Source organism: Pseudomonas sp. GW822-FHT02D10 (assembly GCF_058802345.1).
The window spans coordinates 63,748-86,227 of record NZ_JBXAOB010000013.1 but is presented as its reverse complement, the minus strand read 5'-3'; the positions used below and the strand labels follow the sequence as shown (position 1 = coordinate 86,227).

At 58.9% G+C, this 22,480-nt stretch carries 25 protein-coding genes; 5 read left to right on the top strand and 20 right to left on the bottom strand.

Features of this window, described 5'->3' with window-relative positions; translation table 11 throughout:
- Window positions 1–36 precede the first annotated feature (36 nt).
- The 6 genes from AC1RPZ_RS20115 to AC1RPZ_RS20090 are packed head-to-tail and all read right to left on the bottom strand — an operon-like array spanning window position 37 to window position 5,710.
- Window positions 37–438: a type IV pilin protein gene (locus AC1RPZ_RS20115; protein ID WP_493138763.1), complete on the bottom strand. Its 402-nt coding sequence runs from the start codon at window positions 436–438 to the stop codon at window positions 37–39.
- 15 nt (window positions 439–453) lie between these two features.
- On the bottom strand, window positions 454–3,615 hold the full coding sequence (locus tag AC1RPZ_RS20110; RefSeq protein WP_493138761.1) for a pilus assembly protein: 3,162 nt from the start codon (window positions 3,613–3,615) through the stop codon (window positions 454–456).
- Window positions 3,602–4,087, bottom strand: a complete 486-nt coding sequence (locus AC1RPZ_RS20105; protein WP_493138759.1) for a pilus assembly PilX family protein — start codon at window positions 4,085–4,087, stop codon at window positions 3,602–3,604. Before AC1RPZ_RS20105 ends, AC1RPZ_RS20110 begins: the two co-directional genes overlap by 14 nt.
- Window positions 4,088–4,092: 5 nt before the next feature.
- Window positions 4,093–4,797: a PilW family protein gene (locus tag AC1RPZ_RS20100; protein WP_493138757.1), complete on the bottom strand. Its 705-nt coding sequence runs from the start codon at window positions 4,795–4,797 to the stop codon at window positions 4,093–4,095.
- Complete coding sequence (pilV, locus tag AC1RPZ_RS20095; protein WP_493138755.1) at window positions 4,794–5,240, bottom strand: type IV pilus modification protein PilV; 447 nt, start codon at window positions 5,238–5,240, stop codon at window positions 4,794–4,796. Before pilV ends, AC1RPZ_RS20100 begins: the two co-directional genes overlap by 4 nt.
- The gene (locus AC1RPZ_RS20090; RefSeq protein ID WP_493138753.1) at window positions 5,237–5,710 is read right to left on the bottom strand and encodes a GspH/FimT family pseudopilin; all 474 of its coding nucleotides are present in this window, start codon (window positions 5,708–5,710) and stop codon (window positions 5,237–5,239) included. Before AC1RPZ_RS20090 ends, pilV begins: the two co-directional genes overlap by 4 nt.
- 123 nt (window positions 5,711–5,833) lie before the next feature.
- Between AC1RPZ_RS20090 and AC1RPZ_RS20085 the strand changes: the two genes are divergently transcribed.
- On the top strand, window positions 5,834–6,382 hold the full coding sequence (locus AC1RPZ_RS20085) for a GspH/FimT family pseudopilin (RefSeq protein WP_493138751.1): 549 nt from the start codon (window positions 5,834–5,836) through the stop codon (window positions 6,380–6,382).
- On the opposite strand, the gene ispH is transcribed toward AC1RPZ_RS20085, so the two are convergent.
- From ispH to murJ, 6 genes are all read right to left on the bottom strand, one after another.
- On the bottom strand, window positions 6,359–7,306 hold the full coding sequence (ispH, locus tag AC1RPZ_RS20080; RefSeq protein ID WP_493138749.1) for a 4-hydroxy-3-methylbut-2-enyl diphosphate reductase: 948 nt from the start codon (window positions 7,304–7,306) through the stop codon (window positions 6,359–6,361). The genes AC1RPZ_RS20085 and ispH overlap by 24 nt on opposite strands.
- 192 nt (window positions 7,307–7,498) lie before the next feature.
- A complete protein-coding gene (gene fkpB / locus AC1RPZ_RS20075) occupies window positions 7,499–7,936 on the bottom strand; it encodes an FKBP-type peptidyl-prolyl cis-trans isomerase (RefSeq protein ID WP_493138872.1) in 438 nt (145 codons plus the stop codon).
- A 7-nt stretch (window positions 7,937–7,943) separates the two neighbouring features.
- Window positions 7,944–8,456: a signal peptidase II gene (lspA, locus tag AC1RPZ_RS20070; RefSeq protein ID WP_493138747.1), complete on the bottom strand. Its 513-nt coding sequence runs from the start codon at window positions 8,454–8,456 to the stop codon at window positions 7,944–7,946.
- Window positions 8,449–11,280, bottom strand: a complete 2,832-nt coding sequence (ileS, locus tag AC1RPZ_RS20065) for an isoleucine--tRNA ligase (RefSeq protein ID WP_493138745.1) — start codon at window positions 11,278–11,280, stop codon at window positions 8,449–8,451. Before ileS ends, lspA begins: the two co-directional genes overlap by 8 nt.
- A 13-nt stretch (window positions 11,281–11,293) precedes the next feature.
- Window positions 11,294–12,232, bottom strand: a complete 939-nt coding sequence (gene ribF / locus AC1RPZ_RS20060; RefSeq protein WP_493138743.1) for a bifunctional riboflavin kinase/FAD synthetase — start codon at window positions 12,230–12,232, stop codon at window positions 11,294–11,296.
- 129 nt (window positions 12,233–12,361) lie between these two features.
- Window positions 12,362–13,900 (bottom strand): murein biosynthesis integral membrane protein MurJ, encoded by a 1,539-nt coding sequence (gene murJ, locus AC1RPZ_RS20055; protein WP_493138741.1) that lies wholly within the window; start codon window positions 13,898–13,900, stop codon window positions 12,362–12,364.
- A 251-nt stretch (window positions 13,901–14,151) separates the two neighbouring features.
- On the opposite strand from murJ, the gene rpsT reads away from it, so the two are divergent.
- The gene (gene rpsT / locus AC1RPZ_RS20050; RefSeq protein ID WP_003185593.1) at window positions 14,152–14,430 is read left to right on the top strand and encodes a 30S ribosomal protein S20; all 279 of its coding nucleotides are present in this window, start codon (window positions 14,152–14,154) and stop codon (window positions 14,428–14,430) included.
- Between the two features lie 186 nt (window positions 14,431–14,616).
- On the opposite strand, the gene AC1RPZ_RS20045 is transcribed toward rpsT, so the two are convergent.
- The 5 genes from AC1RPZ_RS20045 to rplU all read right to left on the bottom strand — a co-directional run bounded on the left by AC1RPZ_RS20045 (window position 14,617) and on the right by rplU (window position 18,379).
- Window positions 14,617–15,081, bottom strand: coding sequence for a CreA family protein (locus AC1RPZ_RS20045; protein ID WP_493138739.1), 465 nt, complete (start codon window positions 15,079–15,081; stop codon window positions 14,617–14,619).
- An 11-nt stretch (window positions 15,082–15,092) separates the two neighbouring features.
- Window positions 15,093–16,211: a glutamate 5-kinase gene (proB, locus tag AC1RPZ_RS20040; protein WP_493138870.1), complete on the bottom strand. Its 1,119-nt coding sequence runs from the start codon at window positions 16,209–16,211 to the stop codon at window positions 15,093–15,095.
- Between the two features lie 123 nt (window positions 16,212–16,334).
- A complete protein-coding gene (cgtA, locus tag AC1RPZ_RS20035; RefSeq protein WP_493138737.1) occupies window positions 16,335–17,558 on the bottom strand; it encodes an Obg family GTPase CgtA in 1,224 nt (407 codons plus the stop codon).
- Between the two features lie 195 nt (window positions 17,559–17,753).
- Window positions 17,754–18,029: a 50S ribosomal protein L27 gene (gene rpmA / locus AC1RPZ_RS20030; protein ID WP_071553243.1), complete on the bottom strand. Its 276-nt coding sequence runs from the start codon at window positions 18,027–18,029 to the stop codon at window positions 17,754–17,756.
- 35 nt (window positions 18,030–18,064) lie between these two features.
- Complete coding sequence (rplU, locus tag AC1RPZ_RS20025) at window positions 18,065–18,379, bottom strand: 50S ribosomal protein L21 (protein WP_003176051.1); 315 nt, start codon at window positions 18,377–18,379, stop codon at window positions 18,065–18,067.
- A gap of 285 nt (window positions 18,380–18,664) precedes the next feature.
- On the opposite strand from rplU, the gene AC1RPZ_RS20020 reads away from it, so the two are divergent.
- The 3 genes from AC1RPZ_RS20020 to AC1RPZ_RS20010 all read left to right on the top strand — a co-directional run bounded on the left by AC1RPZ_RS20020 (window position 18,665) and on the right by AC1RPZ_RS20010 (window position 20,625).
- Complete coding sequence (locus tag AC1RPZ_RS20020; RefSeq protein WP_493138735.1) at window positions 18,665–19,633, top strand: polyprenyl synthetase family protein; 969 nt, start codon at window positions 18,665–18,667, stop codon at window positions 19,631–19,633.
- A 186-nt stretch (window positions 19,634–19,819) separates the two neighbouring features.
- Window positions 19,820–20,161 (top strand): zinc ribbon domain-containing protein YjdM, encoded by a 342-nt coding sequence (locus tag AC1RPZ_RS20015; RefSeq protein WP_493138733.1) that lies wholly within the window; start codon window positions 19,820–19,822, stop codon window positions 20,159–20,161.
- A gap of 206 nt (window positions 20,162–20,367) precedes the next feature.
- Window positions 20,368–20,625, top strand: coding sequence for a PA4570 family protein (locus AC1RPZ_RS20010; protein WP_493138730.1), 258 nt, complete (start codon window positions 20,368–20,370; stop codon window positions 20,623–20,625).
- A 131-nt stretch (window positions 20,626–20,756) separates the two neighbouring features.
- On the opposite strand, the gene bamJ is transcribed toward AC1RPZ_RS20010, so the two are convergent.
- The 3 genes from bamJ to AC1RPZ_RS19995 form a co-directional block, all read right to left on the bottom strand.
- Complete coding sequence (bamJ, locus tag AC1RPZ_RS20005) at window positions 20,757–21,374, bottom strand: BamJ family beta-barrel-assembly machinery protein (protein ID WP_054595509.1); 618 nt, start codon at window positions 21,372–21,374, stop codon at window positions 20,757–20,759.
- A 130-nt stretch (window positions 21,375–21,504) separates the two neighbouring features.
- Window positions 21,505–21,795: a DUF6482 family protein gene (locus tag AC1RPZ_RS20000; RefSeq protein WP_493138728.1), complete on the bottom strand. Its 291-nt coding sequence runs from the start codon at window positions 21,793–21,795 to the stop codon at window positions 21,505–21,507.
- Between the two features lie 134 nt (window positions 21,796–21,929).
- Window positions 21,930–22,418 carry a TIGR00645 family protein gene (locus tag AC1RPZ_RS19995; RefSeq protein ID WP_493138726.1) on the bottom strand — a complete coding sequence of 163 codons (489 nt, stop codon included), beginning with the start codon at window positions 22,416–22,418 and terminating at the stop codon, window positions 21,930–21,932.
- Between the last annotated feature and the right edge of the window lie 62 nt (window positions 22,419–22,480).

Genomic DNA, 22,480 nt, shown 5'->3' with positions numbered 1-22,480 from the left:
AGACGGAGGGCGCAAAACGCGCCCGAGGAAAGGTACTCAGCGACCCCAGCAATCTTTGGTGGTCAGCCCGGTCGTCGCATTGTTCATGCCTCTGACGCCGGTGTTGGTGAGGGTGAAATCGCCACATTTGTCACTGGCCATGGTTGATCCGGATTTCCGCGTGGCAGTCAGCAGGAAGGTCTGATCAGTCAGCGTCGGGGTGAGGGTGTAGTAGTCGTTGCCAGCACTCAGCCCGGTAGCGTTGGTGTACACATTGTTCTTCGAATAGAACCGCTCAAGGTTTTGCGCCTGCTCGGACAGCAGTCCGGCGATTTCGGTGCGATGGCTTTTCTTCACGTACTCGGTCAGGAGCGGAGCGGATAGGGTCACCAAAATCCCGATGATCGCGATCACGATCATGATTTCGATCAGGGTAAAACCTTGGTTGAATCTGCGCATTGCCTCAACTCTCACTTACTGTATTTGTCGCCACATGATTCGACGGCTGCCGCCGCCGGATTTTTCAACCAGGGTCGTGACGCCGCCACTGGAGTCGTTCACGATTTTTCGGGCCGCATTATTGACGATCGCGTTCAGCGTCGGGATACCACCGGTAAAAATCACTCCGCTGGAGATCGTGTCGTTAGTATCGACCAGGCCATCGCCATTGGTGTCGAGCACCGCATAGTTGAGCATCTTACCGCTGAACGCATCGAGTTCGACCAGTTTGCCAGTGCCAAAACTTGAACACGGGTCCGTGGTGTCGACGCCGGCCGTGGTAAACACTATTCGCCCGAGCACCAAAGCAGCCTGGTTGATGACCCGCTCGCCGGTCAGGACATTGTTGTACACCAGCGGCAAGTACCAACCGTTCTGTGCGGGATAGGTCACTGGGTTCTGCGAGGTGGTGATGAACTGCCCCCCTGCGGTTCCGGTGAACACTCCGGTCACTGACTGCACCTGCAAGCTCGACACGGTGATCTGCCCCGAGCCCCCATCGGCATCCCACACCCCATAGAACGCTTGCAGGTCCTTGCTGAGCTTGTCAGCTGTCTCGTTGAATTTCCCGGTGCCGAAGAACACCTCTTTACCATTGATCGGATGGTCCGCCAGCAACGGTTGCGCAGTAATCGGCTGTGTCGCACCGCCCGGCGCAGTGAATAGCGGCTTACTGGAAAAGGCCACGCCCCAGCTGGCGGGATTTGAGCTGCTCAAGTCGAACTTCCACAACCGGCCTTTCAGATCACCGCCATAGGCTGCCTGCACAATGCTTTGCGAGTCGACCTTGAGCTTGATCGATGACAGGCCATTGGTGGTTTCGGTGCTGTCGATAACGATTTTCCTGATCAGCGAACCGTCGCGAATATCCACCACGTACAACGCGGCAACGCCCGAATTGCTGCCGTAACCGTTGGATATGAAGGCCGCCCAACGACCATCGGCCAAGCGTGCCACTTCCGGCCGCGCATAGGCATAACCCAGATCATTGAAAACGCTCGCGGTGTTGGCGGTGGCCGGTGCACTGATTTCCCACAAGGCATTGGTCACGTTCCCCGCCGTCCCATCGAAAAGCTGCACGGCGTAAAAGGTCTTCCCGCCTGCCCCCACGCCACCCAGGGCCAGGGTTTTCCAGGCGCTGTTGAGCTGAGCGTCGAATACGCCAACCTGACCGTCGTTGAGAAACTTGTGACTGGAACCATTGATATAGCCGGTGTCGGCGATGAAGTGCAGCGACGGCAGCACGCTGGAAGGCATGTAGGCATAACGCCGCGCGCCGTTGCCGCTGTTGATGACATTCACGAAGCCGTCGTTGGCATTCACCACCAGGCTGGTGTTCATGTTCGCCGCTTTGCTGGTCAGAAAGGTGCTGTAACTGGTGCTGCCGGCCAGGTCAGAAGCGGTTTTGTCGGTGGGCGACGCCAGCGCCAATGGCGAGTTGATGATGTCCCCAAGCAGCACAGCGCGGGTCTTCAAGCCGGTTTTGTTGGCGCCCTTGCTCCACTCCACCAGATCACTGCCGCTGATACCGGTCGGCAGATTCTGGCTGAGGCTGGTTTGCTGGGTGCTGGAGAAGTTGCCGTAGGCCAGAGTGACCACCGCGTTGGTTGCAGTGTTCCACGACTGATAGGTTGGTGCCGTCGCACCGGGGACGATGGCCGTGTCGGTAGTCCACAGCACCGAGGTGGTGTCCACGGCTCCGCTTGAGGTGAAGCCAAAGGCCTTGATCGTGCCACGCCAGTCCTTGGGGTCGTAGCCGGTCTGAAAATAACTGGAGCCACTGGTCAGCGTGTTGCTGCTGGCGACGCCGCTGCCGCCCGAGCCGGCCTTGGTGGAGATGTCGCTCAAGGCTGCCGATAACGCAGTGTTGAGGCTGGCGCTGTCGGTTGCCTGATAGTACTTGCCCTGCCCATAACGAGCGGCATCCGCCAACATCTGATTGGCGGTGGTAAAACCCACGGTGTAGGTGTTCAGGTTCTGCGTGGGGAAGTCTGGTGAACTCCAGCTTTTGCCCGCCAGATCCGTACCGGTGGAGCGCATGTCGATGTCGAACGCGAATTTGGCGATATCGTCCAGGTACAGGGTGTCACCCTCGTTATCGCCGTTCAGGTCGTTACCGTCATTGTTGATCCCGTCCCAGTTGGGCAGTCGGGTGCCACCGAGTGGATCGTCGCTCGGAAAACTCCGGTCGTAGGTCGGCAGACCATCGCTGATGACCACCCCGTAGCTCTTCTGGCAGCGGTACTGGATCGGACTGGTGTAGGTAGCTGGCCCTGAGTTGTAGTACGGCGTCATGCCGCGAAAATAGCGGGTGATTTCGTAGTAGGTTTCTGCCAGCGGTGTATTGGATATCGCGCTCAGGGCGCCGATAGAAGAGATTAGTGCGTTGTAGTTGGCGTCCGCCTGGGCCTGGGTCACGCTGCCGCTGACCACTTTCAGATCGCTGATCTCGTTGACGATGTAACCGCCATTACCGGCATTATTGTTGCCGATACCACTGCCAGCGCCGTTGCCATGATTACCATCGCTGTTGCCGTGGGTAGTCGGCGAATTAAAGGTTGCCAGACCGAAACGCAGCCCGCGATTACTGGTGATCAGCGCCGTGGCTACGTTGCGCGCCACGTTGATTCGGTAGTCATTGGGTATCGAGCCGTCAGTGAAGTCGCGATTGCTGCCGTTAGCCAGGCTCACCAGGTAGGAAATGTAGTTGTCGGAATAACGGGTGTTGCCGCCGCCGACCGGGTCAGGGAGCTTCAGGCACAGCGGCGTCAGGCTGTTTTTGTAGAACGCGGAGTAACCGCTGGAACATCCCGACTGGGGCAAACTGGACAGCAGGATCGGATCGCCGACGATAGCGGAGCTACTCAAACACAAGCCCAAGAGCGCGTTACATTGCTGGGCCGGAGGTCGTGAAACGGTCGGGTCAAACCCCGAGGCATAGATGATGCTGTTCATGCTCCCCGAATCATCGAGCAGCAGCAGCACGTTTGGCGCGACTGCCGATGCGCCGAGCAGTGGTGAATCCGATGGCGTGAAGGCATAGGCCGGAGCGGCCAGATAAAGACCCAGCAGCCAGCCACAGAGTGCTTTCGACAACCAGCGGAGCCACGTCTGGCGACGAACGTCAGTATTTGGCATAGATGCTCTCCACCACACTGCGCGAGGTACCCGCCAACCCAATGGCAGTAACCCGATAGAGCGTCGCCGAGGTGTTGCTCGGAATATTCACCGCGCCCTGCGTGGTGCCGATGTTCTGTACGCCATAAAAACCGCTGCCGGCAGCGATCCAGGTCACCCCGGAGGTGGCGTTGAAGCCCGCGGCCGTAATAACTGAAGATTCGGCCGGCGGTGCACATTGGGTGGTGTTGGCACATGCCGCCAGGGTGTATGCGCTCAGTTGTACAGCGCTTTCACCGATACGTAACGCCGCCTCTGCGCCCTGGAAGGATTGATTGCGCAGCGTCACGCTGCCGGCCATTTTTTCCTGGAGCGTGGCGTTCTGCATCGAAGAAATACCAATCAGCGTCAACAACAGCAGAAACACCAGGCTCATCAACAGCGCCATGCCGCGCTGAGCGTGTGCCCTGAGAGGAGAACGAATCATCGGCATCGCCCCTACATCAACCGGTTGCGCAAGGCGGCAACCACATTGAAAGTCTGATTGCGCACGCGGTTGTTGGGATCCGTCAGGGTCAGGGTCAAACGCACACTGCGGATTCGCGTCGGGTCGGTCGGATTGCTGCTGTAACTCGATGCCGCAACGTCGGTGGCGCTGGTGGCCATGCCGAAGGTCACGTTGAAGGCACTGACGTTGTTCACCAGCGCCGCGGGCATACCGCCCGTGGTCATCAGGATCTGGCCATTACTGAGGCTATAGGCCAACCGCCGGATCGGAAACGCCAGTTGCCCGGTCGCCGGGGTGTGCGCCCCGGTGTAGGCCGTTGCGCTGGTCCGGCAGTCAGACACCACGGTCCAGGTCGGATCCCCGCCGTTGCCGCCGACATCCGACGTTACCAGGGTCAGTTTAAGTGCGGTGTTATCCCAACTGATCGGGGTGATCTGGTTGGCATTGAAGTCACCGGCCGAGCTCGCATCGGTAATCGCGCCCAGGCAACCGAACATGCCGACCATGCGGATTTCCTGAATCATCTTGCTCAGGACAAAACGCGCGTCCTCCTGCATCCCCGCAGCGGTGTTCTGGCTGACGTAAGTGCTTTTCGCCGAAATAAAAATTTGTGCCACGCCGAGCACCACGATCAGGCTGATCGCCAGGGCGATCATCAGTTCGATCAGGCCAAAACCTCGGGATGAACGGTTCATGGCGTCGCCACCGGATCGACCGTGGCACGACTGCTCAGGACAAAGCTGCGGGCCGAACCAGTGGCGGCTGCCCGCGAGTCGTCCCAGGTGATGGTGATGGTGTAGACCCGCTGATTCAGGGTAATGCTGCCCGTGGCGGTCGGGCCGCCGAAGCTTGTGATATTGGTGGTGAAGTCATACAGGTCCTGATCTCGAGTGACATTCAAATTGCCCGAGGTCGGCGGCGTGACGGTGTAGTCGGCTGCGGAATTGGCGCGAATCCGGTCCATCATGTCGTAGGCGATAAAACTCGCCTGGCTGCTCATCAGCGAGCTGTCGGTGTATTTCAGCGCATTGAGCTGAATCGCCGCCGCCCCCAGCAGCCCTACCCCCAGAATCAATAACGCAACCAACACTTCGATCAGTGTCATGCCGTCCTGTGCACGCGATCCCGATCCTGTCATCCGCAGCTTCCACCCAAGACAATCCGTCCGTTCAAACACACGCTGAGCGTCCGGCTCTGCGCCCCTAATACGTAATTGATCACCACCGCCGTGGCTGGCGCCGACACCCCACCCAGATTGTTGAAATCGATGCTGGTCACTCCAGAGGTTAGCGTCAGAGTGGCGCCGCTGCTCATCGCCGGAACAACCCGCAATACATTCGCTGGCGAGCCCGTGCTGTCGTACACCGTCAACTCCCCGGTCCAGACGCTGCCGCCAGCGGTTGGCCGGATTCGCGTGGTGATGCCACGGTCGATCGCCTCCAGCCGGGCGTAATTGAGTCCTCGCTGCAAATCACTGATTTCGGTATCGGCCTTGGCGTTCTGCACCGAACGGGTAAACGCAGGCACCGCCAGGGTGATCAGGATCACCAGCACCGCAAGGGTCACCAGCAATTCGATCAACGTGAAACCTTTTGTACGATGTTTCATCGCTGCCCTCCGCTGTCAACGACTACACCTAGCTGTAACAAGCTAGAACATTCAACCGGTGGCCGTAGGGTTGTTTTGACATTCATTGCACAAATCAACGCCCTCTCCAGGGAAGGAGACGTCATGCATCAAAAGGGTTTCGGTCTGATCGAACTGCTTATCGGACTGGCAATCGCAGCGATCGTTCTGCAACAGGTCAGCCCGGTGTTCAGCGAGTACACGCTATCGGTGCGCCGTGAGAACGCTGCGCAAACGCTCGCCAGTGGCATGCGCAATGCCCGCAGCGAAGCGATCCTGCGCAATCAGACCCTTGTCATCCACGCGTTAAACGACGACTGGGGCCAGGGTTGGCGAATCATTCTGGACATCAATGGCAAGGGTCATCAGGACAGCAGCAACCCGCTGCTGATCGAGCGCCAGACAGCCGCAGGGGTGCCGATCGAGGGTAATCGGCCGGTGAGGAGTTTTGTACGTTTCAGCAGCCTCGGCGAGCCGCTATTGCCCAGCGGGGCGTTTCAGGCCGGGACGCTGCACATCTGCGCGGACCGCGAGCCGGTCAGTCATCACCAGGTGGTGCTGTCCAGAAGCGGCCGCGTCAGCCTGCGCAGCGACAAGGCCGAGCAGGCCTTGTGCGCGGGAGGTGAAGACTCAGAGCAGGGAGCGAACGCGTAGCTCTTTGGGCATGGAGAAGGTGACGTTCTCCTCGCGACCGGCCAGTTCATCGGCACCGGTAGCGCCCCAGGCCTGCAATTGCTCGATGACACCACGAACCAGCACTTCCGGTGCCGAAGCCCCGGCGGTGATGCCGATACGCTCGACGCCCTCGAACCAGCTGCGTTGCAGGTCTTCGGCGCCGTCGATCAGGTACGCCGGGGTGGACATGCGCTCAGCCAGTTCGCGCAAACGGTTGGAGTTGGAGCTGTTCGGGCTACCGACCACCAGCACCACGTCGCATTCGTCAGCCAGTTGCTTGACCGCGTCCTGACGGTTTTGCGTGGCGTAGCAGATGTCGTCCTTGCGCGGGCCGCCAATCGCCGGGAAACGTGTGCGCAAGGCATCGATCACACGGCTGGTGTCGTCCATCGACAAGGTGGTTTGCGTGACGAAGGCGAGATTTTCAGGGTTGCGCACGTTCAACGCGGCGACATCGTTTTCATCTTCGACGAGGTAGATCGCACCACCATTGCTGGCGTCGTACTGCCCCATCGTGCCCTCGACTTCCGGGTGACCGGCATGGCCGATCAAAATGCATTCACGACCGTCGCGACTGTAGCGCGCCACTTCGATGTGCACTTTGGTCACCAACGGGCAGGTCGCGTCGAATACCTTCAGGCCACGGCCTGCGGCTTCAGTGCGAACAGCCTGGGAAACCCCATGGGCGCTGAAAATCACGATGACGTCGTCCGGCACCTGATCCAGTTCTTCGACGAAGATCGCCCCGCGTGCGCGCAGGTCTTCAACGACAAATTTGTTGTGGACCACTTCGTGGCGCACAAAGATCGGCGGCCCGAAGACTTCCAGGGCGCGATTGACGATTTCGATCGCCCGGTCCACACCGGCGCAGAAGCCACGGGGGTTGGCGAGTTTGATGTGCATGCTGTGCCTCGTGTCTTGCGCGCAAGAAATAGTAATGCCTGCCTGTCATTCGAACACCGGGCTCGAAAACAGTGAAAACTTACTGTGGGAGCGAGCTTGCTCGCGATAAGGGCCTCACATCCAACATTGATGTTGAATGGTACTCAGCCATCGCGAGCAAGCTCGCTCCCACATTTGACCCTACTCAGTCAGTTACAGCGCTTTGACGTTGATGATTTCTACGTCAAAGGTCAATGTCTTGCCAGCCAGTGGGTGGTTGAAGTCGATGGTCACCTGAGCGTCATCGAAAACCTTGACCACACCGGGCAGCTCAGTATTCGCCGCATCGTTGAAGATCACCAGCAGGCCTTCGGACAGTTCCATATCCTGGAACTGCGAACGCGGGATGATCTGCACGTTTTGCGGGTTGGGCTGGCCAAAAGCGTTTTCCGGCGCGATGCTCAGATTACGCTTGTCGCCCGCCTTGAAGCCAAACAGCGCGGCTTCGAAACCTGGCAGCAGGTTACCGTCGCCGACCTTGAAGGTCGCCGGGGCTTTGTCAAAGGTGCTGTCGACGGTGTCGCCGTTCTCCAGGCGCAATGCAAAGTGCAAGGTGACTTCCGTGTTCTGGCCTATGCGTTGCTCAGCCAATACCTGTTCAGTCATGAACGGTTTCTCCGGTCTTCTTACTTTTGAACATATCCAGCGCGAGCATCACGGCCCCAACGCTGATGGCGCTGTCGGCAAAGTTGAACGCCGGGAAATACCAGCGGTTCTGCCAATGCACCAGAATGAAATCGATCACATGGCCCAGGGCAATGCGGTCGTACAGGTTACCCAGCGCGCCGCCGAGCACCAGTGCCAGCGCAATCGCCAGCCAGGTGTCGTTACGCCCCAGACGCTTGAGCCAGACCACCAGCACGGCACTGACCACGACGGCGATCAGGGCGAACAACCAGCGCTGCCAGCCAGAGCTGTCAGCCAGGAAGCTGAATGCCGCACCGGTGTTGTAGGCCAGGGTCCAGCTGAAGTAATCGGGGATCACCACGATTTGCTGGTACATCGTCAGCGAGCTTTCGAAGTGGAACTTGCTGGCCTGGTCAATGACCAGAACCAGCACGCTCAACCAGAGCCAGCTCAGCCGTCCGAAACGGCTAGCAGCCTTAGGCATAGTGACGAACCTCGCCGGCACCGCTGATGTTGTCGACACAACGACCGCAGATTTCCGGATGCTCCGGATTCACGCCGACGTCTTCACGGCAATGCCAGCAACGGGCGCACTTGACGAAGCCCGACTTGACCACTTTGAGTTTCAGGCCGCTGACTTCGGTTTCTACCGCGTCGGCCGGCGCTTGCACGAACGGTGCAATGCTCGCTGTCGAGGTGATCAACACGAAGCGCAGTTCGTTGCTCAGCTTGGCCAGGTCGGCGCTCAGCGCTTCTTCGGCGAACAGCGTCACTTCGGCCTGCAGGTTACCGCCCACGGCCTTGGCCGCGCGCTGGATTTCCATTTCCTTGTTGACCGCGACCTTGACCGCCATGATCCGCTCCCAGTAGGCGCGGTCCAGTTCGAAGCCTTCCGGCAACTCGCTGAGGCCTTCGTACCAGGTGTTGAGCATGACCGATTCGTTGCGCTCGCCCGGCAGGTACTGCCACAGCTCATCAGCGGTGAAGGCGAGGATCGGCGCGATCCAGCGCACCAGCGCTTCAGAGATGTGGAACAGCGCGGTTTGCGCCGAACGGCGAGCCTTGCTGTTGGCGCCAGTGGTGTACTGACGGTCCTTGATGATGTCGAGGTAGAAACCACCCAGCTCCTGCACACAGAAGTTGTGGATCTTGGAATAGACGTTCCAGAAACGGTACTCGCCGTAGTGCTCTTGCAGCTCGCGTTGCAGCAGCAAGGTCCGGTCCACGGCCCAACGGTCCAGCGCGAGCATTTCTTCTGCCGGCAGGATGTCGGTGGCCGGGTTGAAACCGGTCAGGTTGGAAAGCAGGAAGCGCGCAGTGTTACGGATCCGCCGGTAGGCGTCCGCACTGCGTTGCAGGATCTGGTCGGAAACCGCCATTTCGCCCGAGTAGTCGGTCGAAGCCACCCACAGACGCATGATGTCGGCGCCCAGGGTGTCGTTGACTTTCTGCGGCGCAATCACGTTGCCCAGGGACTTGGACATTTTGCGGCCGGCTTCGTCGACGGTGAAACCGTGGGTCAGCAGTTCGCGGTACGGCGCGTGGTTGTCGATGGCGCAACCGGTCAACAGAGACGAGTGGAACCAACCGCGGTGTTGGTCGGAACCTTCCAGGTACAGGTCGGCACGCGGACCGTTTTCGTGGCCCACAGGGTGCGAACCGCGCAGGACGTGCCAGTGCGTGGTGCCCGAATCGAACCAGACGTCGAGGGTGTCGCTGATCTTGTCGTACTGCGGCGCTTCGTCACCGAGCAGCTCGGCCGCGTCCATCTTGAACCAGGCTTCGATGCCTTCGACTTCGACGCGTTTGGCAACGGCTTCCATCAGCTCAACGGTGCGCGGGTGCAGCTCGCCGCTTTCCTTGTGCAGGAAGAACGGGATCGGCACGCCCCAGTTACGCTGGCGGGAGATGCACCAGTCTGGGCGGTTGGCGATCATCGAGTGCAGTCGTGCCTGGCCCCAGGCCGGAACGAACTGGGTGTCTTCGATGGCTTTGATTGCGCGCTTGCGCAGGGTTTCGCCAGACGTCGGCTGTTTGTCCATGCCGATGAACCACTGCGCGGTGGCGCGGTAGATCAGCGCACTCTTGTGGCGCCAGCAGTGCATGTAGCTGTGTTCGATGACGGTGGTGTGCAGCAACGCACCGACTTCGGTCAGCTTGTCGACGATGGCCGGGTTGGCCTTCCAGATGAACTGGCCGCCAAAGAACTCCAGCGACGGCACGTACACGCCGTTGCTTTGCACTGGATTGAGGATATCGTCGTTGACCATGCCATAGGCTTTGCAGGTCACGAAGTCATCCACGCCGTAAGCCGGTGCGGAGTGAACCACGCCAGTACCAGCGCCCAGTTCGACGTACTCGGCCAGGTAAACCGGCGACTGGCGATCATAGAACGGGTGACGGAAATTGATCAGTTCCAGCGCCGCGCCAGTGGCGGTGGCGATGACCGAACCTTCCAGGTTGTAGCGAGCCAGGCACGACTCGACCAGTTCTTCAGCCAGTACCAGCAGTTTGTCGCCGACATCGACCAGCGCGTAGTTGAATTCCGGGTGAACGTTCAGCGCCTGGTTGGCCGGGATGGTCCACGGGGTGGTGGTCCAGATCACGATCGAAGCCGGTTTGCCCAACGATGGCAGGCCGAAGGCGGCAGCCAGTTTGGCTTCGTCGGCGATCGGGAACGCTACGTCGATGGTCGAGGACTTTTTGTTCTCGTATTCAACTTCGGCTTCAGCCAGGGCCGAACCACAGTCGAAGCACCAGTTCACAGGCTTGAGGCCCTTGAACACGAAACCGCCCTTGACGATTTCAGCCAAGGCACGGATTTCACCGGCCTCGTTCTTGAAATCCATGGTCTTGTACGGGTTGGCGAAGTCGCCCAGCACGCCCAGACGGATGAACTCGGACTTCTGGCCTTCGATCTGCTCGGTGGCGTAGGCACGGCACAGCTCGCGGGTTTTATCCGCGGTGAGGTTCTTGCCGTGGGTCACTTCGACTTTGTGCTCGATCGGCAGACCATGGCAGTCCCAGCCCGGAACATAAGGCGCGTCGAAACCCGAAAGGGTTTTCGAGCGGATGATCATGTCCTTGAGAATCTTGTTGAGCGCATGACCGATATGAATGGTGCCGTTGGCGTACGGAGGACCGTCATGCAGGACGAACTTCGGACGATCCTTACCAATCTCACGCAACTTCTGGTACAGGCCAATGCTGTCCCAGCGCTGCAGAATCTGCGGTTCGCGCTGAGGCAGGCCGGCCTTCATTGGGAAGGCGGTGTCCGGAAGGTTTAGCGTGGCTTTATAGTCGGTCATTTAAGGCTCTTCATTAGCGATTGGCGCTAGGTGCGGCATAGGCACGGGCGGCGGCGACATCCGCATTGATCGCCGTCTTAAGCGCCTCCAGAGAGGCGAAACGCTGCTCTTCACGCAGCTTATGGTGGAAAACCACCGTCAAACGCCGGTCATACAAATCGCCGGCAAAATCTAGAATATGGACTTCAAGGTGGGCTTTGCCATCCCCTTCGACCGTTGGCCGAACGCCGATATTGGCGACTCCCGGCCAGGTCTTGCCGTCGACTTCGACGCTCACCAGGTAAACCCCGGTCAGCGGTACACGACGACGCTTGAGTTGCACGTTAGCCGTTGGCGTGCCCAATTGGCGCGCCAGCTTCTGCCCGTGCAGAACCCGCCCGGCAATCCCGAACGGGTGGCCCAGCAATCGCTCGGCCAAGGCAAAATCAGCCGCAGCCAAGGCATTACGCACCTGGGTGCTGCTGACACGCAACCCGTCCAGTTCAACGGTCTGCGCCGCTTCGACGGTGAAGCCCTGAACGGCGCCGGCCTGTTGCAGGAAATCGAAATCCCCTACCCGATCACAGCCGAAGCGGAAGTCGTCACCGACCTCCAGATGCTGCACGCCCAGGCCATCAACCAGAATGGTGTCGACGAACTCGGCGGCGCTGAGCTTGCTCAAGCGCTGATTGAAGGCCAGGCACAGAACCCGGTCGACACCTGCGTCGGCCAATAGCTGCAGCTTGTCGCGCAAGCGCGCCAGACGGGCCGGAGCCGTGTCAGGCGCAAAGAACTCACGCGGCTGTGGCTCGAAAATCACCACGCAGCTGGGTACACCCAACTCGAGCGCACGCTCACGCAGTCGGGCCAGGATAGCCTGGTGACCACGGTGAACACCGTCAAAGTTGCCAATAGTGGCGACACAGCCCCGATGCTGGGGGCGCAGATTGTGGAGGCCTCGAACCAGCTGCATAACGCGCTTCTTGCTCATAAAGTGGTCGATTATAACCACACCCGGCGGCCGACGACAGGCAACACCGTAACCCAAAGTGATCGAACCGACAAAACCGACGCCCGACCCGCGACTATTGACGCTGCGTCTTCAGTTCAGCGCCTTGCGATTGAAGTCCCGCAGACGGAAGCCCATCAACGCCAACATACCGAAATAGGTCACCACACCGGCACCGACCAAAGCCCCCAGACGCAGGAAGCGCTCCAGCATGTGCCCTTCGCCCCAGGCCGGCATGAAATGCATCAACCCCAGCAGCACCGCGGACATTACCGTCACCGCAACCACCAGTTTAAGCCCGAACAGGCCCCAGCCTGGCTGTGGCTGATACATCTTCTGTTTGCGTAACTGATAGAACAACAGGCTGGCGTTGAGGCATGCACCAGCGCTAATGGCCAGGGCCAGCCCTGCGTGCTTCAACGGACCGATCAAGGCCAGGTTGAAGAGCTGAGTGACGATCAGCGTGAAGATTGCGATTTTTACCGGGGTGCGAATGTTTTGTTGCGCATAGAACCCCGGCGCCAGGACCTTGATCACGATAATCCCGAGAAGACCGACCGAGTAGGCAACCAGTGCGCGCTGGGTCATCGAGGCATCAAATGCGCTGAACTGGCCGTACTGGAACAGCGAAACGGTCAGCGGCCCGGCCAGAATCCCCAGCGCCAGCGAGCACGGCAATACCAGCACGAAGCACAGGCGCAGGCCCCAATCGAGGATTCGCGAGTACTCGTGGCGATCCTTGCTGGCGTAAGTCTTGGCCAGCGTCGGCAGCAAAATCGTCCCCAGTGCCACCCCCAGAACGCCGGACGGCAACTCCATCAGGCGGTCGGCGTAATACATCCAGGACACTGAACCCGCCACCAGAAACGAGGCGAAAATGGTGTTGATGATCAGCGAAATCTGGCTGACCGAGACCCCGAGGATCGCCGGCAGCATCTGCTTCATCACCCGCCAGACGCCGGTATCGCGCAGATTCAGACGCGGCAGCACCAACATGCCGACTTTTTTCAGGTGCGGCAGTTGATAGAGCAATTGCGCCAGGCCACCGACCAACACCGCCCAGCCCAGAGCCATTACGGGCGGATCGAAGTACGGCGTCAGGAACAACGCGAAGACGATCATGCTGACGTTGAGCAGGGTCGGCACGAAGGCCGGTACCGAGAAGCGGTTCCAGGTATTGAGGATCGCGCCGGCCAGCGAGGACAGCGAGATCAGCAATATATAAGGAAAGGTCACCCGTAACAGGCTGGAGGTCAGCTGGAATTTTTCCGGCGTGCTGGTAAAGCCCGGGGCCGTTGCCCAGATGACCCAGGGCGCCGCGATCATCCCGAGAATCGTCACCAGCGCCAGTACTAGCGTCAGCAAGCCCGAAACATAAGCGATGAAGGTTCGCGTCGCCTCCTCGCCCTGCTGACTTTTGTATTCCGCCAGAATCGGCACGAAGGCTTGGGAAAACGCCCCTTCGGCGAAGATTCGCCGCAACAGATTGGGCAGTTTGAAGGCAATAAAGAAGGCGTCTGTGGCCATCCCGGCGCCAAATATGCGTGCGACGAGCGTGTCACGGACGAACCCCAGAACTCGGGAAAGCATCGTGATAGAGCTGACGGCGGCCAACGATTTAAGCAGGTTCATTGAAGAGTTTTTGCCTGTCGATAAACAGCAGGCGAACAAACCGCCCACTTATGCGATACTCCGCGCCGCAACAGCACAGAGCCAAAGCTCGCGAGTTTACAGGTCAAGCGCCGGAAATAAATATCCCGCCTCTTTAGATCGACCACTCAGCGGAACGCATCACCCGCCCTTGACAAGACTTCAACTCATCGGCATGATTCGCGGCCTATTTTGTTTGCTATTTCCTAAAAAGTCTTTCGAGGAGCTCGACGGTGGCCAACACACCTTCCGCCAAAAAACGTGCAAAACAGGCTGAGAAGCGTCGCAGCCACAACGCCAGCCTGCGTTCCATGGTTCGTACCTACATCAAGAATGTAGTTAAAGCCATCGACGCAAAAGACGCTGAAAAAGCGCAAGCTGCTTACGTTCTGGCTGTGCCAGTTATCGACCGTATGGCCGATAAAGGCATCATCCACAAGAACAAAGCCGCTCGCCATAAGAGCCGCCTGAATGGCCACGTAAAGGCTCTGAACGTTGCCGCTGCTGCCTAAGCGACACGCTCATTAAAAAACCGACCCCAGGGTCGGTTTTTTATTGCCTGCGATTTGGCGAGCGCACACCCAAAACCAATGTGGGAGCGAGCTTGCTCGCGATGAGGCCATAACATTCAACATGATTGCTGACTGCTACACCGCTATCGCGAGCAAGCTCGCTCCCACATTTCAATCTTCGTTAGATTACTGATTGTGAGTCCAAGGCAAAATCGGAATCGCCGTCACCGCATTCTGCGGGCTGCCTTCGATCAGACGGTCGCTGTAGACCAGGTACACCAGGGTATTGCGCTTCTTGTCGAGGAAACGCACCACCTGCATGGTCTTGAACACCAGCGACGTGCGCTCCTTGAACACTTCTTCGCCATCCTTGAGCTCGCCCTTGAAGCTGATCGGCCCGACCTGACGGCAAGCGATGGACGCCTCCGAGCGATCCTCGGCCAACCCCAGACCACCCTTGACGCCGCCCGTCTTGGCGCGCGACAGGTAGCAGGTCACGCCATCGACCTTCGGATCATCGAAGGCCTCGACGACGATACGGTCATTCGGCCCGACGAATTTGAACACGGTCGATACCTGACCGATTTCTTCCGCCGAAGCCAGCAGCGGCATCGCCAGCAGCAACCCCAACAATCCTTTTGCCATGCGCATTCGCGTTTTCCTTAAACCAGAATCAGGTTATCGCGGTGAACCAGCTCCGGCTCCGCCATGTAACCCAACAGACCGACAATCGCTTCAGACGATTGACCGATGATTTTTTGCGCCTCAAGCGCACTGTAGTTAGCCAGGCCACGAGCGATCTCACGACCGTCCGGCGCCACGCATACCACCATTTCGCCGCGACGGAAGCTGCCCTGAACCAGTTTTACACCAACCGGCAGCAGACTTTTATTGCCCTGCGACAACGCCGTGACCGCCCCCTCATCCAGCACCAGCGTGCCGCGGGTCTGCAAATGCCCAGCCAGCCACTGTTTGCGTGCCGCCAGCAGGCCGCGCTCAGGCGACAGCAAGGTGCCGATGCGCTCGCCCGTCTTCAAACGATCCAGCACACGCTCCAGCCGCCCACCCACGATGATCGTGTGAGCCCCCGAGCGCGCCGCCAGACGCGCCGCGCGCAATTTGGTCTGCATACCGCCACGACCGAGCGCACCGCCGGTACCACCCGCGACTGCGTCCAGCGCCGGATCATCGGCACGCGCTTCGTAAATCAGCTTGGCATCAGGATTGTTACGCGGATCGGCGTCGAACATGCCATCACGGTCCGTGAGAATCACCAGCAGATCAGCCTCGACCAGATTGGCCACCAGCGCCGCCAGCGTGTCGTTGTCGCCGAAACGAATTTCGTCGGTGACCACCGTATCATTCTCATTGATCACCGGAATGACCTTGAGGTCGACCAGTGCACGCAAGGTGCTGCGGGCGTTGAGGTAACGCTTGCGATCGGACAAGTCATCGTGCGTCAGGAGAATCTGCGCCGTGTGCCGGCCATGCTCGGCAAAGCTCGACTCCCAGGCCTGCACCAACCCCATCTGCCCGATGGCGGCAGCCGCCTGCAACTCGTGCATCGCACTGGGTCGTGCGGTCCAGCCAAGGCGACTCATGCCTGCCGCTACCGCCCCTGAGGACACCAGCACCAGCTCGACACCCGCCTCATGCAGCGCGACCATCTGCTCAACCCAGACGCTCATTGCTGCGCGATCCAGACCCTTGCCGTCAGCCGTCAGCAAAGCGCTGCCGATCTTCACGACCCAACGCTGCGCACCTGTCACCTTGCTCCGCATCATCTTCAACCTTAGCTTGAGGACAGCGCGACCCAGCGCTGCCCGTAACGTTATTCGTGACTACCGATTTCCAGACACCAAAACGCCGCTCGATTGAGCGGCGCTTAAGTTTACTGCAACGAATCAGTCACGCACGTAAATGATTTCCGGACCGTCTTCGTCATCCACATCTTCTTCATCCCAATCATCGTCACCGATGTCGTGGACCGACTTCACGCCACTGCGGCGCAGGGCACGCTGATCATCCAGCGCCTGCAACTGGGCACGAGCTTCATCTTCGATGCGCTGATCGAGATCGGCCAGCTCTTCCTTGTAGGCCGGGTCGTTAGCCAGACGATCGGCACGATCCTCCATGTAACGCATGATGTCGTGACATAGACGCTCAGTGCCCAGCTTGGAGATGGCCGAGATCACATAAACCGGGCCGGTCCACTCCAGACGATCAACGATCTCCTTGACGCGAGCGTCGTGCTCCTCCTCAAGGATTTGGTCGCACTTGTTCAGCACCAGCCAGCGATCACGCTCAGCCAGGGACGGACTGAACTTGGTCAGTTCGCTGACGATCACTTCGGCAGCATCTGGAGCACTGGCATCATCCAGCGGCGCCATGTCGACGAGGTGCAGCAACAGACGGGTACGCGACAAGTGCTTGAGGAAGCGAATCCCCAGGCCCGCGCCATCAGAAGCACCTTCGATCAACCCCGGAATGTCGGCAATGACGAAACTCTTCCAGCGATCGACGCTGACCACACCCAGGTTTGGCACCAGCGTGGTGAACGGATAATCGGCAACTTTCGGCTTGGCCGCCGAAACCGAACGGATAAAGGTACTTTTGCCGGCGTTCGGCAAGCCCAGCAGGCCCACGTCGGCCAACACCTTCATTTCCAGCTTGAGGTCACGCTGCTCGCCCGGCTTGCCCGGCGTAGTCTGGCGCGGCGCGCGGTTGGTACTGGACTTGAAACGAGTGTTACCCAGACCGTGCCAGCCGCCATGAGCCACCAGCAGACGCTGACCAGCCTTGGTCAGATCGCCAATGACTTCTTGCGTAGCAGAGTCGATGACCGTGGTACCGACCGGAACCCGCAGGACCAGCTCTTCACCTTTTTTACCGGTGCAGTCAGTGCTGCCGCCGTTGGCGCCACGCTCGGCATCGAAGTGCCGGGTGTAACGGTAGTCGACCAGGGTGTTGAGGTTTTCGTCGGCGATCATGTAGACCGAGCCGCCATCACCACCGTCACCGCCGTTAGGACCGCCGTTTTCGATGAATTTTTCCCGACGGAAACTCATGCAGCCATTGCCGCCGTCGCCAGCTTTTACTCGAATCGATACTTCATCAACAAACTTCATAACAAAACGCCTCTCGCCATACGGACGAGCCGAAAAACACTAAGACATAAGACTCTTGCAAAAATGAGCGCAGCGACCTCAATCAACGACCGCACAATCCAGCGCCGGCAGCCCATACAAACAGTTTTGCAAGAGACTCACCCCACAAACGAAAAAGCCCCGTCGCAAGACAGGGCTTTTCCAGCAACTACGTAATTATGCCGCGACGACTGCAGTCTTCGGGACAATGCTCACGTAACGGCGACCGAAGGCGCCTTTTACTTCGAACTTGATCACGCCGTCGATTTTAGCGAACAGAGTGTGATCCTTGCCCATGCCAACGCCGTAGCCAGCGTGGAATTGGGTGCCGCGCTGACGCACGATGATGTTGCCCGGAATGATAACCTGGCCGCCATACATCTTCACGCCAAGGCGTTTGGCTTCTGAGTCGCGACCGTTACGGGTACTACCACCAGCTTTTTTGTGTGCCATGAGTTCAATTCTCCTAGTGAGGAATTAGGCTGAAATTAAGCCTGAATACCGGTGATTTTGATCTCGGTGTACCACTGGCGGTGGCCCATACGCTTCATGTGGTGCTTACGACGACGGAACTTGATGATGCGGACTTTATCGTGACGACCTTGGGAGATCACTTCAGCCACAACGGTAGCGCCAGCAACAACTGGAGCGCCGATATTCACGTCATCGCCATTGGCGACCAACAGAACGCGATCAAAAGTTACGGATTCGCCGGTAGCGATTTCCAGTTTCTCGATCTTCAGGTATTCACCTGGGGCGACCTTGTATTGCTTGCCACCAGTAACGATTACTGCGTACGACATGGTATTTCTCCGATAATCCTGCTCACCCAGCTCTTTATAAGAAGAGGTATTGGCTGGCATGGCTGCATGGGATGGAACGACCCAAATGCAATTGCGTAAGGCAGGTGCTGCCCAGGAAGTTCAGGGTGCGCGATTGTACGCAAGGCGCGGGTACGTTGCAAGTGGCCTTCAGACGCTGCGGAAGGCTCGAAGCCTGCAGCAGCTTCACAGTGCCTGACCGCGCCTTGACACCCGCTGACGTGGGTCCTAGCATGCCGCGCAACCCTTCTGGAGCAACTGTCGCTGATGCAACCCCAAGCTTTCTACCGCGCGGTGGCGGACGATTTTAACGCCGTCGACGGCATCATCAAGAAGCAGCTGACTTCCCGAGTGCCGCTGGTATCGAAAATCGGCGACTACATTACCTCGGCCGGCGGTAAACGCCTGCGCCCTTTATTAGTGTTGCTGTGTGGCAAGGCCCTGGGGCGCGAAGGCGACGACATGCGCTTGCTGGCCGCCACCATCGAGTTCCTGCACACCGCCACCCTGCTGCACGATGACGTGGTCGACATGTCCGGCATGCGCCGTGGCCGTTCGACCGCCAACGCCATGTGGGGCAACGCCCCGAGCGTGCTGGTGGGTGACTTCCTGTACTCGCGCTCGTTCGAGATGATGGTCGAACTGGGCTCGATGCCGGTGATGAAGATTCTCTCGCAAGCCACGCGAATCATTGCTGAAGGCGAAGTCCTGCAGCTGTCCAAGGTGCGCGATGCCAGCACCACCGAAGAAACCTACATGGAAGTCATCCGCGGCAAAACCGCGATGCTTTTCGAGGCCTCGACCCACAGCGCCGCAGCATTGGCCGGCGCTACGCCGGAACAGAGCGAAGCACTGCGCACCTTTGGTGATCACCTCGGCGTGGCCTTCCAGTTGGTCGACGACCTGCTCGACTACCGTGGCGACGCGGAAACCCTGGGCAAGAACGTCGGTGACGATCTGGCCGAGGGCAAGCCGACCCTGCCGCTGATCTACACCATGCGCGAAGGCACGCCGGAGCAAGCGGCACTGGTGCGTCAGGCGATTCAAAAAGGTGGCATCGAAGACCTGGAAAGCATCCGCGCCGCCGTGGAAGCCTCGGGCTCGCTGGACTACACCGCACAACTGGCCCGTGATTACGTGGCCCGTGCGATCAAATGCCTCGAAACGCTGCCTGCCAGCGAATACCGTGATGCATTGGTTGAGTTGAGCGAATTTGCGGTCGCACGCACGCACTAAAAGCCAACCTTTGTGGGAGCGGGCTAGCTCGCGAAGACGGACGAACATTCAACATTGATGTCGACTGTTATGCCGCTTTCGCGAGCAAGCCCGCTCCCACATTAGGTTTGTCACCGCTACACCCTCTCCTGCTTAAAACCCTATACAATGTGCGCTTTTTAGCCATCCTGAATCCAAGGAGCCCTAGTGAGCACATTGCCACCCTGCCCGAAATGCAATTCTGAATACACCTACGAAGACGGCGCCCAGCTGATCTGCCCTGAGTGCGCCCACGAGTGGACTGCCAATGGTGAAGCCGAAGCGGCGTCCGATGAAACCGTGAAAAAGGATTCGGTCGGCAATGTCCTGCAAGACGGCGACACCATCACTGTGATCAAGGACCTCAAGGTCAAGGGCACATCGCTGGTGGTCAAGGTCGGCACCAAGGTCAAGAACATCCGCCTGTGCGATGGCGACCACGACATCGACTGCAAGATCGACGGTATCGGCCCGATGAAGCTCAAATCCGAGTTCGTCAGAAAAGTCTGAACCTCCTGTACTCCATCCCACGCCCTGCGTGGGATGGCGCTTCACCCTCGCCTGACTCCCCAAACAATCCCGCCCAGTAGCAAAACGCCAACCGTTTTGACCTCCAGCAATTCCCGCACAGAAAACAGCAGAAACCGCCAATAGGTACTTGCTATTAATTGAATAGGAATTATTCTCATCAAACCATTTAAAAGGAGATGAGCATCATGACTTACTTGATCGATGCATGGCTGGATCGCCCACACCCTTACCTCAGGATCCTGCATCGGGAAACCGGGGAAGTGTGTGCTGTATTGGAAGAAGAAGCCTTGAGTGAACTGCAAGATCAGGGTGACCTCGACCTCAACAGCCTGAATTCCAGCGAACCGGTGGTGCTCAAGGAGCTGGTGCGCAACCTGTTTCTGTTCTGCTACGCCCGGGCATTGCGCCCGGTGAATGAACTGAACACCAAGCTCGAGATATGAGAAGCGCCGTAAAACCTGTGGGAACGAGCTTGCTCGCGATGCGGCCAACCCGGTTTGCCTGTGAAACCGAGGTGATTCAATCGCGAGCAAGCTCGCTCCCACATTAGTTCGACCCGACATCGGGCCAGGTATTACAGAACGTCAAGCAGCTCGACGTCGAACACCAGAACGCTGTGCGGCGGAATGCTGCCAACGCCTTGTGCGCCGTAAGCCAGCTCGCTCGGCACGTACAGGCGCCATTTGCTACCGGCGTTCATCAGTTGCAGGGCTTCGGTCCAGCCAGCGATCACGCCGCCAACCGGGAATTCTGCAGGCTGACCACGATCGTAGGAGCTGTCGAACACAGTGCCGTCGATCAGGGTGCCGTGGTAGTGAGTGCGCACTTGATCTTCACGGGTTGGCTTGGCGCCTTCACCTTGAGTCAGCACTTCGAATTGCAAGCCGGAAGCCAGCGTGGTGATGCCGTCACGCTTGGCGTTTTCAGCCAGGAATGCCAGGCCTTCGCCAGCAGCCGCTTCAGCCTTGGCAGCTGCTTCGGCTTGCATGATTTCGCGGATAACCTTGAAGCTGGCAGACATGGCTTCCTGGCCAACACGGCTTTCCTTACCGGCGAATGCATCGGTCAGACCGGCCAGGATCGCGTCCAGGCTAACGCCCGGTGGCGGGTTGTCGCGCAGTTGGTCGCCCAACTGACGGCCGATACCGTAGCTGACGCGGGTTTCGTCGGTGGACAGATTTACTTCGGACATGACACTGCTCCGCTGTGCGGACGGCTCGGGACATTGCCGTGCGTGCACAGCGCATCCCGGAGCGCCCGGAACCAAAAGGGCGAGCAGACTAGCACAGATGCCATTGCGGTGATCAGGGGTGTCGGCGCTATCAGGAGATGGGCACCTTCAGGCTTTCTTCCCCGCTGGCGCCCAGACCGCACATCTCGTCGTGCACCGAGGTGTGAATCAGGTTGAAAGTCAACTTGGGAAAGGCATGAAGCACTTCACGAGCATGTTCCACCGAACGCAGGCGCAGTGTTTGCCCGTGGGCGTCGTCGAGCGAATGAGCGGCGCCATGTATCCGTGCCTCCAACAGATAAATCCCGCCTTCCATCGAGATCAGATTCAGCTCATCGACCTTCCCCGCGATGGCATAGGCGTTCAATTCGTGCAGGTTCATGAGCACCCCCCGCGCAATGGCGAGCCGAGACACTTACAGGGATATGCCTCGGCGCACAAAAGCACAAGCCAGAAACGCCGCCGCCCGTCCGTTTCACAACGGCCGGGCGGCACGCTACGGCGCGGGAACGGCTATCAGTGCTTGGTCAGCTTGTCCAGATAACCCATGGCAAACGCCGAGATCACAAAGGTCATGTGAATGATCACGTACCACTTCAGGTGCTCGGGGTCGACGTTCCTGGCGTCCATGAAGATGCGCAACAGGTGGATCGAGGAAATGGCCACGATCGAGGCCGCAACTTTCATCTTCAGGGAAGAAGAGTCCATCGTGCCCAGCCAGTTGAGCTTTTCCTTGCCTTCATCGATGTCGAGTTCGGACACGAAGTTTTCGTACCCGGAAATCATCACCATCACCAGCAAGCCACCCACCAGCGCCATGTCGATCAGCGACAACAGCACCAGGATCAGATCGGACTCGACCATCGAGAACACGTTGGGGATAACGTGGAAGACTTCCTGAAAGAACTTCAGGGCCAGGGCCAGCAGGCCCAGGGACAAACCGAAGTAGATCGGCGCCAGCAGCCAGCGCGAGGCGTACATTGCATTTTCGACAAAACGTTCCATTAAATCTCACACAAGGGTTTTAAACGGCGGCGAGTATATCAGCCGCTCAAAACCCCATAAAC

Coding starts and splice junctions, on each gene's coding strand:
- ispH (WP_493138749.1), bottom strand. CDS start 7,306: ATGCACATCAAACTCGCCAACCCCCGTGGCTTCTGCGCCGGTGTGGAC.
- AC1RPZ_RS20115 (WP_493138763.1), bottom strand. CDS start 438: ATGCGCAGATTCAACCAAGGTTTTACCCTGATCGAAATCATGATCGTG.
- AC1RPZ_RS20090 (WP_493138753.1), bottom strand. CDS start 5,710: ATGAAACATCGTACAAAAGGTTTCACGTTGATCGAATTGCTGGTGACC.
- ribF (WP_493138743.1), bottom strand. CDS start 12,232: ATGCAGCTGGTTCGAGGCCTCCACAATCTGCGCCCCCAGCATCGGGGC.
- pilV (WP_493138755.1), bottom strand. CDS start 5,240: ATGACAGGATCGGGATCGCGTGCACAGGACGGCATGACACTGATCGAA.
- rpmA (WP_071553243.1), bottom strand. CDS start 18,029: ATGGCACACAAAAAAGCTGGTGGTAGTACCCGTAACGGTCGCGACTCA.
- bamJ (WP_054595509.1), bottom strand. CDS start 21,374: ATGTCCGAAGTAAATCTGTCCACCGACGAAACCCGCGTCAGCTACGGT.
- cgtA (WP_493138737.1), bottom strand. CDS start 17,558: ATGAAGTTTGTTGATGAAGTATCGATTCGAGTAAAAGCTGGCGACGGC.
- rplU (WP_003176051.1), bottom strand. CDS start 18,379: ATGTCGTACGCAGTAATCGTTACTGGTGGCAAGCAATACAAGGTCGCC.
- proB (WP_493138870.1), bottom strand. CDS start 16,211: ATGCGGAGCAAGGTGACAGGTGCGCAGCGTTGGGTCGTGAAGATCGGC.
- AC1RPZ_RS20105 (WP_493138759.1), bottom strand. CDS start 4,087: ATGCCGATGATTCGTTCTCCTCTCAGGGCACACGCTCAGCGCGGCATG.
- AC1RPZ_RS20000 (WP_493138728.1), bottom strand. CDS start 21,795: ATGAACCTGCACGAATTGAACGCCTATGCCATCGCGGGGAAGGTCGAT.
- lspA (WP_493138747.1), bottom strand. CDS start 8,456: ATGCCTAAGGCTGCTAGCCGTTTCGGACGGCTGAGCTGGCTCTGGTTG.
- murJ (WP_493138741.1), bottom strand. CDS start 13,900: ATGAACCTGCTTAAATCGTTGGCCGCCGTCAGCTCTATCACGATGCTT.
- ileS (WP_493138745.1), bottom strand. CDS start 11,280: ATGACCGACTATAAAGCCACGCTAAACCTTCCGGACACCGCCTTCCCA.
- AC1RPZ_RS20010 (WP_493138730.1), top strand. CDS start 20,368: ATGACTTACTTGATCGATGCATGGCTGGATCGCCCACACCCTTACCTC.
- AC1RPZ_RS20020 (WP_493138735.1), top strand. CDS start 18,665: ATGCAACCCCAAGCTTTCTACCGCGCGGTGGCGGACGATTTTAACGCC.
- AC1RPZ_RS20045 (WP_493138739.1), bottom strand. CDS start 15,081: ATGCGCATGGCAAAAGGATTGTTGGGGTTGCTGCTGGCGATGCCGCTG.
- AC1RPZ_RS20100 (WP_493138757.1), bottom strand. CDS start 4,797: ATGAACCGTTCATCCCGAGGTTTTGGCCTGATCGAACTGATGATCGCC.
- AC1RPZ_RS19995 (WP_493138726.1), bottom strand. CDS start 22,418: ATGGAACGTTTTGTCGAAAATGCAATGTACGCCTCGCGCTGGCTGCTG.
- AC1RPZ_RS20085 (WP_493138751.1), top strand. CDS start 5,834: ATGCATCAAAAGGGTTTCGGTCTGATCGAACTGCTTATCGGACTGGCA.
- AC1RPZ_RS20110 (WP_493138761.1), bottom strand. CDS start 3,615: ATGCCAAATACTGACGTTCGTCGCCAGACGTGGCTCCGCTGGTTGTCG.